This is a genomic window from Arthrobacter ginkgonis, assembly GCF_039540195.1.
Taxonomy (GTDB): domain Bacteria; phylum Actinomycetota; class Actinomycetes; order Actinomycetales; family Micrococcaceae; genus Zafaria; species Zafaria ginkgonis.
Genome location: NZ_BAABEO010000008.1, coordinates 94,737 through 108,286 on the forward strand (window position 1 = coordinate 94,737; position 13,550 = coordinate 108,286).

At 72.4% G+C, this 13,550-nt stretch carries 10 protein-coding genes and 1 pseudogene; 4 read left to right on the forward strand and 7 right to left on the reverse strand.

The features are described 5' to 3' along the window. Window positions 1-2 precede the first annotated feature (2 nt). The 7 genes and pseudogenes from gltX to ABD912_RS03090 form a co-directional block, all read right to left on the reverse strand. A complete protein-coding gene (gene gltX, locus ABD912_RS03060) occupies window positions 3-1,517 on the reverse strand; it encodes a glutamate--tRNA ligase (protein WP_345148380.1) in 1,515 nt (504 codons plus the stop codon). 12 nt (window positions 1,518-1,529) lie between these two features. Continuing rightward, window positions 1,530-2,204 (reverse strand): response regulator transcription factor, encoded by a 675-nt coding sequence (locus tag ABD912_RS03065; RefSeq protein ID WP_345148382.1) that lies wholly within the window; start codon window positions 2,202-2,204, stop codon window positions 1,530-1,532. Beyond that, the gene (locus ABD912_RS03070) at window positions 2,201-3,424 is read right to left on the reverse strand and encodes a sensor histidine kinase (protein WP_345148384.1); all 1,224 of its coding nucleotides are present in this window, start codon (window positions 3,422-3,424) and stop codon (window positions 2,201-2,203) included. The genes ABD912_RS03065 and ABD912_RS03070 overlap by 4 nt, the downstream gene beginning before the upstream one ends. A 161-nt stretch (window positions 3,425-3,585) precedes the next feature. Next, window positions 3,586-4,347, reverse strand: a complete 762-nt coding sequence (locus ABD912_RS03075) for a fumarylacetoacetate hydrolase family protein (RefSeq protein ID WP_345148386.1) — start codon at window positions 4,345-4,347, stop codon at window positions 3,586-3,588. 213 nt (window positions 4,348-4,560) lie between these two features. Beyond that, window positions 4,561-5,568, reverse strand: a pseudogene (galE, locus tag ABD912_RS03080) (UDP-glucose 4-epimerase GalE); the annotation flags it as partial. Between the two features lie 228 nt (window positions 5,569-5,796). Further along, complete coding sequence (locus tag ABD912_RS03085) at window positions 5,797-6,888, reverse strand: branched-chain amino acid aminotransferase (RefSeq protein ID WP_345148387.1); 1,092 nt, start codon at window positions 6,886-6,888, stop codon at window positions 5,797-5,799. 99 nt (window positions 6,889-6,987) lie between these two features. Next, complete coding sequence (locus ABD912_RS03090; protein WP_345148388.1) at window positions 6,988-8,046, reverse strand: 3-isopropylmalate dehydrogenase; 1,059 nt, start codon at window positions 8,044-8,046, stop codon at window positions 6,988-6,990. A gap of 209 nt (window positions 8,047-8,255) precedes the next feature. Between ABD912_RS03090 and ABD912_RS03095 the strand changes: the two genes are divergently transcribed. The 4 genes from ABD912_RS03095 (at window position 8,256) to ABD912_RS03110 (ending at window position 13,483) form a co-directional block, all read left to right on the forward strand. Then, window positions 8,256-9,437, forward strand: a complete 1,182-nt coding sequence (locus ABD912_RS03095; protein WP_345148389.1) for a sensor histidine kinase — start codon at window positions 8,256-8,258, stop codon at window positions 9,435-9,437. Continuing rightward, window positions 9,437-10,111 (forward strand): response regulator transcription factor, encoded by a 675-nt coding sequence (locus ABD912_RS03100; protein ID WP_345148390.1) that lies wholly within the window; start codon window positions 9,437-9,439, stop codon window positions 10,109-10,111. Before ABD912_RS03095 ends, ABD912_RS03100 begins: the two co-directional genes overlap by 1 nt. 97 nt (window positions 10,112-10,208) lie before the next feature. Then, on the forward strand, window positions 10,209-10,958 hold the full coding sequence (locus ABD912_RS03105; RefSeq protein WP_345148392.1) for an ABC transporter ATP-binding protein: 750 nt from the start codon (window positions 10,209-10,211) through the stop codon (window positions 10,956-10,958). Between the two features lie 2 nt (window positions 10,959-10,960). Then, on the forward strand, window positions 10,961-13,483 hold the full coding sequence (locus ABD912_RS03110; RefSeq protein WP_345148394.1) for an ABC transporter permease: 2,523 nt from the start codon (window positions 10,961-10,963) through the stop codon (window positions 13,481-13,483). Window positions 13,484-13,550 lie beyond the last annotated feature (67 nt).

A 13,550-nucleotide genomic window follows, 5' to 3' on the forward strand; every position in this document is an offset into this window, starting at 1 on the left:
GCTCACAGGGAGTCGATGTCCGCGCGGAAGGCGCGCAGGCGGGCGAGCGAGGAGTCCTTGCCGAGGATCTCCATGGACTCGAACAGCGGCGGGGAGATGCGCTTGCCGGAGACGGCGGTGCGGACCGGGCCGAACGCCAGGCGCGGCTTCAGGCCCAGCCCGTCGATCAGCGCCGCGCGCAGCGCCTCCTCGATGGCCGCGGCGGTCCACTCGGCCAGCGGCTCGAGCGCGGCCAGGCCGGCGTCCAGGACCTCGTCGGTGTTGCCCGGCAGGCCCTTGAGCGCGTCCTGGTGCACCACCAGGTCGGCGTCGGCGCGGAAGAGGAACTCGAGCATTTCGGGGGCCTCGCCCAGCAGGGTGATGCGCTCCTGCACCAGCGGCGCGGCCGCGGCCAGGATCTCCTGCTGGCGTTCGGTCAGCGTCTCCCCCACCAGCTGCGCGTGGCGCAGGTACGGGACCAGGCGCTCGCGGAAGTCCGCCGGCTCCAGCAGCCGCACGTGGGTGCCGTTGATGGCCTCGGCCTTCTTCAGGTCGAAGCGGGCCGGGTTGGAGAGCACGTCGGCGACGTCGAACGCCGCCACCAGCTGCTCGCGGGTGAAGATGTCCTCGTCCGCGGACAGCGACCAGCCCAGCAGGGCCAGGTAGTTGAGCAGGCCCTCGGGGATGAAGCCGCGGTCGCGGTGCAGGAACAGGCTCGACTCGGGGTCGCGCTTGGAGAGCTTCTTGTTGCCCTGTCCCATGACGTAGGGCAGGTGGCCGAAGAGCGGCACGTACTGGGCCACGCCGACGTCCACCAGCGCCCGGTACAGCGCGATCTGGCGCGGGGTGGAGGAGAGCAGGTCCTCGCCGCGCAGCACGTGGGTGATCCCCATGAGCGCGTCGTCCACCGGGTTGACCAGGGTGTACAGGGGCTTGCCGTTGGCGCGGACCACCGCGAAGTCCGGAACGGTCCCGGCCTTGAAGGTGATCTCGCCGCGGACCAGGTCGGTGAAGGTGATGTCCTCGTCCGGCATGCGCACGCGCAGCACCGGCTCGCGGCCCTCGGCGCGGAACGCCGCGGCCTGCTCCGCGGTGACGTCCCGGTCCCAGTTGTCGTAGCCGAGCTTCGGGTCGCGTCCTGCGGCCTTGTGGCGGGCCTCGACCTCCTCCGGCGTGGAGAAGGACTCGTAGAGGTGGCCGGCGGCCTTGAGCTTGCCGATGACCTCGGTGTAGAGGTCGGCGCGCTGGGACTGGCGGTAGGGTTCGTGCGGGCCGCCCACGTTGACGCCCTCGTCCCAGGTGATGCCCAGCCAGTCCAGCGCGTCGAGCAACTGGTTGTAGCTTTCCTCGGAGTCGCGCGCCGCGTCGGTGTCCTCGATGCGGAAGATCAGCTTGCCGCCGGTGTGCCGCGCGTAGGCCCAGTTGAAGAGCGCGGTGCGGATCAGGCCGACGTGCGGGGTGCCGGTCGGCGAGGGGCAGAAGCGGACGCGGACAGGCGTATCCGCCGTGACGGTGGGAATCAGGGATGCATCAGTCATGGTGCTCCGATTCTAGTACGGGCCGTATCCCCACCCCGCGTCGCGGGCCACCAGCGCCGCCTGCACCCGGTTGGAAAGCCCGGTCTTGGCCAGGATGCGCGAGACGTGGGATTTTACGGTCGCCTCGGAGAGGAACAGTTCGGCGGCGATCGCCTCGTTGCCCATCCCCTGCGCCACACGGGCCAGCACGTCGCGTTCACGCCCGGTGAGCGGCTCCAGGCGAGCCAGCGCGGCGGCCGGGCCGGCCGAACCGGTCAGGCCGCGCGTGTGCTCGATCAACCGCCGGGTGACGCTGGGGGCCAGCATCGCCTGGCCGGCCGCAACCTCGCGGATGGCCTGGAACAGCTGGTGCGGTTCGGTGTCCTTGAGCAGGAAGCCGGCGGCCCCGGCCTCGAGGGCCGCGAAGACGTAGTCGTCCGCGTCGAACGCCGTCAGCACGATCACCGCGGGGGCCTGTGCCTGTTCGCGGACCCGCGCGGTGGCCGCGATGCCGTCCCCGCCCGGCATGCGCACGTCCATCAGGACGACGTCGGCGCGGAACGCCCGGGCCGCGGCGGCGGCTTCGATGCCGTCCCCGGCCTGGGCCACGACCTGCATGTCCTCGCGGGTGTCGATGATCGCCGCGAGCGCTTCGCGGACGATGCGTTCGTCGTCGGCGACGATCACCCGGATCGGCGCGGCGTTCACCGCGCTTCCCACGGCAGCCGGGCCTGCAGGCGGAAGCCGCCGTCCGGCGTCGGACCATGGTGGAGGTCCCCATCGAGCGCGTGCACCCGCTCGGCCACCCCTACAAGGCCCAGTCCCGCGCCGGGCAACACCTCGGTGGGCGGTGCGGCGGAGTTCTCCACGGCGACTTCCAGCGCTCCGGGCCCGGCCGTCAGCGTGACGGTCACGGTGGAGGCCGGGGCGTAGCGGGCGGCGTTGGTGAGCGCTTCCTGCACGATCCGGTAGGCAGCGCGCCCCACCGCCGGCGGGACCGCTCCCCCGGGCAGCGGCCCCGCCTCGATCACGAGCCCGGCGCTGCGCCACCCGTCGATCAGTTGCGGGATTTCGCCAAGGCCGGGCGCCGCCTGCCGGGGAGCCGGGAGGGTGTCTTCGCGCAGGACGCCGAGCACTCCGCGCAGTTCATCCAGGGCCTCCCGCGCGCTGCCCCGCACGGCCGCGGCGGTGTTGGCCGTGCGTTCGTCGGCGGCGGTCAGCTCCAGGGCCGCCGCCTGCACGGCCACCTGGGACATTCGGTGCGCAATGGTGTCGTGCATTTCGCGGGCGATGCGCTGGCGTTCGGCGGAGCGGATGCGTTCGGCGTCGGAGGCGCGGGCGGCCTCCGCGGCCTCGGCCCGCTGATGCAGGGCTTCGAGGGTGCGCAGGCGCTGCCCCCGATAGGCGCCCCAGGCGTAGACCGCCGCCAGCACCACCAGCAGGAGCACGAAGGCCAATGGCAGGTCGGCCGGCAGGTGTCCACCCGTGGATCCGTTGAGCTTGAGGTCGTCGAGGGCCGTAAGGGTGGCGCAGGCAACGGCCACCGCCGCGGCCGGACCGAGGCGGCGCAGCTTGCCCAGGTGGTACAGCGCCAGGAAGAAGGCCAGGCCGCTGAAGGAGAGCAGGCCCAGGGCCGCGGTGAGGACTGCCGCCGTAACTGGCCGGTTCCGGCGCAGCAACAGCAGCCATGCGGTTCCGAAGGCGAGCACGGGGGCCAGTCCCGTCCGTGCAGCGAGCCACGGATCCGCGGGGAGCCCGTCCGCGGGCAGCCAGGCGGAGGAGCCGATCGCGATCAGGGCCACGAGTGCGTCAAGCAGCCCCACCGCTAGGACGAAGAACACGCCGGCGGCACGCCCGGCCGGCCATGCCATGGCGGTGTCGGGTATCGGCCCGGCGACGGGCATCAGGGTGTTGGTCTGCGTTTTCATGCTCCCCAGCCTAGGGACGGCGACCCCGGCGGACATCCGACGAAAGGTGTGCTTTGCCCGCCCGGCGTCATCCCCGCGGACGGTGGCCGGCGGGACGAAAGGAGGCCCCGGCGTCGTGCCTGTGGTGGCACGGGCGCGGGGCCTCCCCATCCGGAACGCGGTTAGCGGCGGAAGGTGTTGGCGAGGGTGCCGATGCCCTCGATCTCGACCTCGTAGCGCTGGCCCTCGGTGATCAGGCCGACGCCGGCGGGGGTGCCGGTGAGGATCACGTCGCCGGGGAGCAGCGTGAAGGCGGCGGAGGCGTAGGCCACCAGTTCGCGCACCCCGAAGACCATGTCCTTGGTGGTGCCGTCCTGCTTGGTCTCGCCGTCCAGGCGTCCCTCGATGGTGAGGTCCTCGGGGTCCAGCTCGGTCTCGATCCACGGCCCCAGCGGGCAGGATCCGTCCCAGCCCTTGGCGCGGGCCCACTGGCCGTCGGTGCGCTGGGCGTCGCGGGCGGTGAGGTCGTTGGCGCAGGTGTAGCCGAAGATGACCTCCTCGGCCTTCTCCGCCGGCACGTCCTTGCAGATCCGCCCGATCACGACGGCCAGTTCCGCCTCGTAGGAGATCTCGTCGGAGAAGGAGGGCAGGGTGACCGGGTCGTTCGGGCCCACGACGGAGGTGTTCGGCATGAGGAACATCATCGGGGAGGTCGGCAGTTCGTTGCCCAGCTCCTTGGCGTGGTCGGCGTAGTTGCGCCCGATGCCCACCACCTTCGAGCGCGGGATGATCGGGGCCAGCAGGCGCACGTCCTCCAGCTTGTGGCGGGCGCCGGTGGGCTTGATGCCCTGGAAGAACGGGTCGCCGGCAATGGCGGCGACCTCCTCCCCCTCCACGACGCCGTACTGGGGATCACCATCGACTACGAAACGAGCAATACGCATGGGTTAGAGCTTAGTGGAGGCCGCGGGCCCGGACGGCGTTTCGGGGGCCGATGGCGTTTCGGGACCGGAGTCCGGCGCGCCCGTCCCCTCGGACGGCTCCGGCCCGCCCGGAGCCCCGGCCGCCGGCGATGCGGACTCAGGGGTTTCCGGCGGGTTCGGGGCCTCCGGGTCCGCCGGCCCGGGGTCGGCCTGTTCGGGGGAAGCCTGCTCGGGGTAGCCCTCCGGGTTCCCGGACTGCCAGCGCCAGACGTCGGCTGCCATCTCCTCGAGCCCGCGTTCGGACTTCCAGCCGAGTTCCTCGCGGGCCAGCGCCGGGTCGGCGAAGTATTCGGGCAGGTCCCCGGGCCGGCGGCCGGCCACCTCGTAGGGGATCTCGCGGCCGGCGGCGCGGGAGAAGGCGCGGACGACGTCGAGCACGGAGGACCCGGTGCCGCTGCCCAGGTTCCAGGCGTGCAGGCCGCCGTGCTTGAGCAGGTATTCGAGGGCGGCCAGGTGTCCGGCGCCCAGGTCGACGACGTGGATGTAGTCGCGCACGCCGGTGCCGTCCGGCGTCGGGTAGTCGTCGCCGAAGACGAGCAGCTTCTCGCGCCGGCCCACCGCCACCTGGGCGACGAAGGGCATGAGGTTGTTCGGGATGCCCTGCGGATCCTCGCCGATGCGCCCGGACCCGTGGGCGCCCACCGGGTTGAAGTACCGCAGCTTGCCGATCGCCCAGCGCGGGTCGCTGGCCGCGAGGTCGTCGAGCATCTGCTCGATGTGCATCTTGGTCCGCCCGTAGGGGTTCACCGCCGCCAGCGGCAGTTCCTCCGTGTACTTGACGACGCCGCCGGCCTCGCCGTAGACGGTGGCGGAGGAGCTGAAGACCAGCGTGCGGACCCCGTGGGCGTCCATGGCCTCGAGCAGGTTCAGGGTGCCCGCGACGTTGTTGCGGTAGTACTTCAGCGGCTCGGCGGAGGATTCGCCGACCGCCTTGAACCCGGCGAAGTGGATCACGGCCTCGGGGCGCACGGCGGCGAAGACCCGGGCCGTGGCCTCCGCGTCCAGCAGGTCGGCCACGTGCAGGTGAGCCCGGTGCCCGGCGAGTTCGCCCACCCGGCGCAGCGCCTCCGGGGAGGAGTTGCTCAGGTTGTCCAGCACGTGGACCTCGTGGCCCTCCTCCAGGAGCAGCAGGACGGTGTGGGATCCGATGTATCCGGCCCCGCCGGTGACTAGGATGCGCATGCCCCCAGTCTAGGCGGGCCGCGGACCCTGCCTGCGGCCCCGCCCCGCACCCCCGTTTCGCCAAAGGTTCCCGTCCGCCCCCTGCGTTTCGCCAAAGGCAGCTGCTGGGTTTGGGGCCAGGACCCAGCACCTGCCTTTGGCGAAACGGGGGTGGGGGGCACGTACCTTTGGCGAAAAACGCACGACGCCGGCACCCAGGCGGGTGCCGGCGTCGTGCGGTGCCTGCGGCTAGGCCAGGCGGGTGAGCCAGCCGTGGGTATCCTCCACGGTGCCCGTCTGGATGCCGAGCAGCTGCTCGCGGATGCCCTTCCAGACCGGCTCGCCCTCCGCGGTGGGGGTCGCCAGCGTGTCCTGGGCGGTCTTGAGCTCGCCGATCGGGGTGATCACGGCGGCGGTGCCGCAGGCGAAGACCTCGGCCAGGGTGCCGTCGGCGACGCGCTCACGCCATTCGGCGATGGTGAACTTGCGCTCCTCGACCGCCAGGCCGCGGTCCTTGGCCAGCTGCAGCACGGAGGAACGGGTGACCCCGTGCAGGATGTTGCCGTTGAGCTCGGGGGTGACCAGGGTGCCGTCGGTGAGCACGAAGAACACGTTCATGCCGCCGAGCTCGTCCACCGCGTAGTCGTTGGTGGGGTCCAGGAAAAGGACCTGCTTGCAGCCGTGCTGCTCGGCCTCGATCTGCGCGGCCAGCGACGCTGCGTAGTTGCCGCCGCACTTGGCCTCGCCGGTGCCGCCGTGGCCGGCGCGGGCGTAGCGCTCGGAGAGCCAGATGGAGACGGGCTTGAGCTCGCCGCCGAAGTAGTTGCCGGCTGGGGAGGCGATCACCCGGTAGGAGACCTCGCGGGACGGGCGCACCCCCAGGAACGCCTCGGTGGCGATCATGAACGGGCGCAGGTACAGGGCCTCGCCGTCCTCGGACGGCACCCAGGCGCGGTCGGCGGCGACGATCTGCCGCAGGGACTCGATGAAGTCCTCCTCCGGCAGCTCCGGCAGCGCCAGGCGCACGGCCGACTTGTTGAAGCGGGCGGCGTTGGCCTCGGCGCGGAAGGTCCACACGCTGCCGTCGGCGTGGCGGTAGGCCTTCAGGCCCTCGAAGATCTCCTGGCCGTAGTGCAGCACCGCGGCGGCCGGGTCCATCATGATCGGCCCGTACGGCTCCACGCGCGCATCGTGCCATCCGCCCTCGCCGGCCGCGTCGACGGTCCAGTCGATGACGACGGTGTGGTCCGTGAAATAGTCGCCGAATCCCGGGTCAGCCAGAATCGCGGCCCGGTCGGCCTCGCTCTTGGGGCTGGTGGAGAATTGCTGGGAGAATTCCATGGTGCCGGCGCACTTCCTCTTGGACGGGACTGGTGGGGTGCCGAGGGGGCGCCGCGCCAGGCGGCGCCCCCTCGAGGGGTCCGGTGAACGGACCGAAAGCTAGCTTACGCCTGCGGCAATCGCGTCGCCGACCTGCGCCGTGGTGCGCGGGCCGGACAGCTGCGGCCGGGCGGCGATGTCCGCCTCGACGGCGGCTTCGACGCGGCGGGCCGCCGCGTCGAGGCCCACGTGCTCCAGCAGCAGGGCAGCGGAGAGGATCGCCGCGGTCGGGTCGGCCTTCTGCTGCCCGGCGATGTCCGGGGCGGAGCCGTGGACCGGCTCGAACATGGACGGCGAGGTGCGGTCCATGTTGAGGTTGCCCGAGGCCGCCAGCCCGATGCCGCCCGAAACGGCGCCGGCCAGGTCGGTCAGGATGTCCCCGAACAGGTTGTCGGTGACGATCACGTCGAAGCGGGCCGGGTCCGTGGTCATGAAGATCGTCGCGGCGTCGATGTGCAGGTAGTCGTGGCTGACCTGGGGGAACTCGGCGGCGACCGCCTCGACCGTGCGGCGCCACAGGTGCCCGGCGTTCACCAGCACGTTGTGCTTGTGCACCAGGGTGACCTTCTTGCGCGGGCGGTCGGCGGCCCGGCGGAAGGCGTCGCGGACCACGCGTTCCACGCCGTGGGCGGTGTTGATGGAGACCTCGGTGGCGATCTCGTGCGGGGTCCCCACGCGCAGCGCGCCGCCGTTGCCAACGTACGGGCCCTCGGTGCCTTCGCGGACCACGATGAAGTCGATGGTTCCGGGGTCGGCCAGCGGGCTCGGCACGCCCGGGTAGGTCTTGGACGGGCGCAGGTTCACGAAGTGGTCCATCGCAAAGCGCAGCTTCAGCAGCATCTCGCGCTCGATCAGCCCCGAGGGGATGCGGGTGTCGCCCGGGGCCGCGCCGACGGCGCCGAAGAGGATGGCGTCGTGCTTGCGCAGTTCGGCCAGGGTCTCGTCACTGAGGGTCTCCCCCGTGGCGAGCCAGTGCTCGGCGCCGAGCCGGTACTCGTTCAAAACCAGCTGGACGTCCTCGTCCTGCGTGGCCTTCTTCAGGACCTTCACGGCCTCGGCGATGACTTCCGGGCCGATTCCGTCGCCCGGGATGACGGCAAGATCAATGGTGTTCGTCATGGTTCAAGATTATGCGGAGCGTCCGCATGACGGGCAATTCGTCTCATCATGTGAACGCATCACGCGGGCGCCGCTTTCTGCGCGCGAATTTGCCCGGTTTCGGCGCCGCAGCCGCCCACCAGTCCGGCGTGTCCCCGCGCCACGCCGCTCGAGCCCGGACGGAACCGGGAGAAATCGCCGCCGGGCCGCGTTGCGTAGGCTTGGTGCCCATGACGCCGCACCGCAGGATCGACCGCTGGATCAGGGAGCACCCCGGCAAGGTCGACGCCGTCCTCGCCGCGGCCCTGTGGTTCACCTGCGCCGTGCCGGCATTCACCGGCGGCATGCCGGTCAACAGCGGCCTCGCGTTCGCCGTCTCGACGCTCCAACTGGTCCCGCTCGCGTGGCGGCGCTCGCGCCCCGGCGCCAGCGCCGCCGTCGTCGTGGCCGGGCACCTGCTCCAACTGGCACTGGTGCCGACCCTGCTGCCGTCCCAGGTGGCCGTGCCCATCACCGTCTACGCGCTCGCCGCGTACGGGCGGCGCTGGCAGTCCTTCGCCGGCCTCGGAACCGGGCTCGCCGGAGCGCTGCTGGCCACGGGACGCTACGTGGTCCTGGAAGGCACGGCCGCCGCCGCCGCGGCAATGACGCTGCTGGCCATGTCGCTGGTGGTCCTGGTCGCCTGGACCTTCGGCGACCTGCACCGGACCCGCCTGACGGCCACCCGCGCGCTCGAGGAGCGGGCGCACCGGCTGGAGGTCGAACGCCAGCAGGAACGCGACCTGGCCGCCGCGGACGAGCGCAGCCGCATCGCCCGCGAGATGCATGACATCGTCGCGCACTCGCTGTCCATCGTCATCACCCAGGCCGACGGCGCCCGGTACGCCAGCGCCGCCGACCCCGAGGTGGCCCGCCAGACCCTGGCCACCATCGCGGAGACCGGGCGCGCCTCGCTGCGCGAGATGCGCCGCCTCCTCGGGGTCCTGCGCGGGGACGAGCAGGCCTCCACCCGGCCGCTGCCCCAGCTGGCCGACCTGCCGGACCTGGTCGCCTCCGCCCGCACCGCCGGGCTCGCCGTGGACTTCGCCGTCACCGGCGAGCCGCGCCGCGGGCTGCCCGCCGGAGCCGAGCTGGCCGCCTACCGGGCCGTCCAGGAGGCGCTCACCAACACGGTCAAGCACGCCGGCCCGTCGGCGAGCGCACGGGTGGACCTCGGCTGGTCGCCCAGGGGCCTGTCGGTGTCCGTGCTCGATGACGGCCGCGGAGCCGGCGCCCTCTCCGGAGACGGTGCCGGCCAGGGGCTGGCGGGCATGGCCGAACGCGTCGGCCTCTATGACGGCACCGTCCAGGCCGGGCCCGCCGCCGGCGGCGGTTTCCGCGTTGATGTTTTGATTCCCTACACGGAGGACTGATGGATCCCATCCGCGTCGCGCTCGTCGACGACCAGCAACTGGTGCGCAGCGGCTTCCGCATGCTCATCGATTCCCAGCCGGACCTCCAGGTGGTGGCGGAGGCCGGGAACGGGCGGGAGGCCCTGGCCTCCCCCGCCGTGGCCGGGGCCGACGTCGTGCTGATGGACGTGCGCATGCCGGAGCTGGACGGCGTGGCCGCCACCGGAGCACTGCTCGGCAACCGGGACGGGGACGGGCCGCGGGTGATCGTGCTGACCACGTTCGACCTGGACGAGTACGCGCTGGCGGCGATCCAGGCCGGGGCGAGCGGGTTCCTGCTTAAGGACACCCAGCCGGAGGAACTGCTGGAGGCGATCCGCACGGTGCACCGCGGGGATGCGGTGATCGCCCCGTCCACGACGCGGCGGCTGCTGGACCACGTGGTCCCGCTGCTGCGCGCCCCCTCCCCGCAGGCCGCAGGGAAGGCGGCGGCCGTGGATTCCCTGAGCCCGCGCGAGCGCGAGGTGTTCGGGCTGCTGGCACAGGGCCGCTCCAACCTGGAGATCGCCGCCGGCCTGTTCCTGTCCGAGGCTACGGTGAAGACCCACGTGGGCCGGATCCTGGCGAAGCTGGGCGCGCGGGACCGGGTGCAGGCCGTGGTGATCGCCTATGAGACGGGCGTGGTCAGCCCGTAGCCGCAGTCCGGGTCATACCGGGGTATGAGTTGCGTCGGCCCAAGTCACGCCCGGAGGTGGATCCGTCCGCGGGGTCCGGCCCCGTAGCGTGGAGGCCATGACCATCACCCGCACCGATATCGCCGCGCCCGCCGTCGCGGCCACCGCCCTGACCAAGACCTACGGAGCCGGCTCCACCCGCGTGGAGGCGCTGCGCGGCGTCGACGTCGCCTTCGAGCGCGGCCGCTTCACCGCCATCATGGGGCCCTCCGGCTCCGGCAAGTCCACGCTTATGCACTGCCTCGCCGGCCTGGACAGCGCCGACTCCGGCTCCATCCTGATCGGCGGGACGGAGATCACCTCCCTCACCGACGACCAGCTCACCCGGCTGCGCCGGGACAAGGTCGGCTTCGTGTTCCAGGCCTTCAACCTGGTGCCGACCCTCACCGCCGAGCAGAACATCCTCCTGCCGCTGCAATTGGCCGGGCGCAAGCACGACGCCGCGTGGCTGGCCACCGTGGTGGAGACCCTCGGCCTGGGCGGGCGCCTGGCGCACAAGCCGCACGAGCTCTCCGGCGGCCAGCAGCAGCGCGTGGCGGTGGCCCGCGCCCTGCTGACCCGGCCCGACGTCGTCTTCGGCGACGAGCCGACCGGCAACCTGGACACCCGCACCGGGGCCGAGGTGCTCTCCCTGCTGCGCAGCTCCTCCCGCGAGATGGGCCAGACGATCATCATGGTCACCCACGATCCGGCCGCCGCCAGCTACGCCGACGAGGTGCTACTGATGCGCGACGGCGAGCTGGTGGGCGCGCTGGCGGATCCGACCCCGGAGTCGGTCACCGCGGCGCTTGCCGGGCTGGGGGCCTAGCCATGCTGGACCTGGCCCTGGCAAACCTGAAAACCTACGGCCGCCGCTTCATCGCGGTGACCCTTGCGGTGCTGATCGGCACCGCCTTCCTGGTCGCGACCCTGCTGGTGGGCTCCTCCGCGAAGGCCTCGCTGGGCCAGAGCATCGGCGAGGCCTACCGCACCGCCGACCTGGTGCTCACCTACGACCGCACCGAGGACGAAGGCGCCGCGGAGGATGCCGTCGAGGAGGAAGCCGGCGCGCCCCTCGGCTTCACCGCCGAGCAGCTGGATGAGGTGGCCACGCTGGAGACGGTGGAAGCCGTCCACCCGGTCTCCTGGGCCTACCCGCAGGCGACCACCACCGAGGGCAGCTACCAGACGATCGCCGGATCGCTGAGTGAGGACCCGGCGCTGGAATCGCGCACGCTGGCCTCCGGGGCCTTCCCCTCCACGGACGCGCAGGCGGTCGTGGACACCGGCTTCGCCGAGCGCTCCCACCTGGCGATCGGGGACTCCATCGTGCTGGCCGGCACGGACGCCGAGGGCAGGGAGGCCACCCGGACCGTTGTGGTCACCGGCCTGACCGTCCCCAGCGCCAACCCGATTGCCGGATCGCTGCCCCAGTTGGGGGTGCGCGCCGGACTGGTGGCCGACCTCGCCGGACCGGACGCCGCCCCGGGCCAGGCCCTGGTCCGCACCGCCCCCGGCCAGTTGGAGGCCGCACGGGACGCGATCGCCGCCGCGCTGGCCGCTGGCGACGGCGACGCCAGCACCGTAAAGACCGCCGAGGAGCAGACGGTTTCCGACGTCGCCGAATTCTCCGGCGGCCAGGACCAGCTCACCCTGGTGCTGCTGGTCTTCGCCCTGGTGGCCCTGGTGGTGACCGGCCTGGTGGTGATGAACACCTTCGCGGTGCTGGTGGCCCAGCGCACCCGGGAGCTGGCCCTGCTGCGCACCCTGGGCGCGCTGCGTGCCCAGTTGCGCCGCTCGGTGCTGCTGGAGGCCCTGCTGGTGGGCCTGGCGGCCTCGGCCCTGGGCGTGCTGGCCGCGATCGGCGTGATGGCCGGATTGATCGCCTTCGCCCGGACCCTGCCCGAGGCTTCCTTCGCCACGCTCGCGGTGACTCCGGGCGCGGTGATCGCCGGCATGGCCGTTGGCACCCTGATGACGCTGGTGGCGGCCTGGCTTCCGGCGCGGGCCGCGACCCGGGTCGCCCCGCTGGAGGCCCTGCGCCCGGCCGATCCCGCCACCGCGGGGTCGCGGGCCGGGCGCGTGCGGATCGTCTTCGGCGCCGTGCTGGCCGCCGTGGGAGCCGCGCTGCTGGCCCTGGGGGCGCTGCAGGTGAACCTGATGGTCGCGTTCCTCGGCGGAATCGTGTCCTTCCTCGGCGTGCTCCTGCTGTCCTCGCTGTTCCTGCCCCCTGCCGTTGCCCTCATCGGCAAGGCGCTGGGCGGACGCAGCGTGGCCGGAAGGCTGGCGGCCCTGAACTCGGTGCGCAACCCGGGCCGTACCACGGCCACCGCCTCCGCCCTGCTGATCGGCGTCACGCTGGTGTCCATGATCATGGTGGGCGCGCAAACCACCAAGGCCTCCCTGGACGCGGAGCTGAGCAGCAGCCGGCCGGTGGACCTGACCGTCGGCTCGTGGGGGCGCGATCCCTTCACCGCCGCGGACGCCACCGCCGCGGCCGGGCAGGCGGGCATCGATGCCGCCGTGCTGCTGGCCCCGGCCGGCGCCACGTCGGAGGGGACCATCGTCTTCGCCGCCGACGCCGCACGCCTGGCGGAGGTGCTCAACGACCCCTCCGTGGCCATTGCCGACGGGCAGATCCTGGTCCCCTCGTGGGTGAAGTCCGCCATCCTGGAGGTCGAGGGCGCCGGGGGCAGCGAGTCGTTCGCCACGGTCCGCGCCGGAACCGAGATGGTCGAGCCCGTGATCACCGCAGCCGACGCCGAACGGCTCGGCTGGGACACGGAGGCCGGGTCCGAGGAAGCCACGCAGCTGTGGCTGAAGACCGCCGGAGGCCTTGACGCACCGGCCATCCAGGAGGCCGCCACTGGCCTGTCCGCCACGCTCGGCGTCGAGGAATGGTCGGTCTCCGGACCGGTACTGGAGCGGCTGATGTTCACGCAGGTCATCGACACGCTGCTGCTGGTCGTCGGCGGGCTGCTCGCCGTCGCGGTGCTGATCGCCCTGATCGGGGTGGCCAACACGCTGAGCCTGTCGGTGCTCGAACGCACCCGGGAAAACTCGCTGCTGCGGGCGCTGGGGCTCACCCGCGGCCAGCTGCGGCGGATGCTCGCCACCGAGGCGGTGCTGATCGCCGGAGTGGCGGCGCTGCTGGGCTGCGTGCTCGGTTCGGTCTACGGCTGGCTGGGTGCCCAGTCGGTGCTCGGCGCCTTCACCACCAGCGTGGTCTCGCTGCCGTGGGGCCAGCTCGCGGGCGTGGTTGCCGTGGCCGCCGCCGCCGGCATGCTGGCCTCGGTGGTTCCGGCCCGCCGCGCGGCCCGGCTCTCGCCGGTGGCCGGCCTGGCGTCCGAGTAGCCCCGGCGCCGCCGGCCGGCACGCCTAGCGCCCAGAAGCCTCCCAATCCTCGCTGACGCTCGGATTG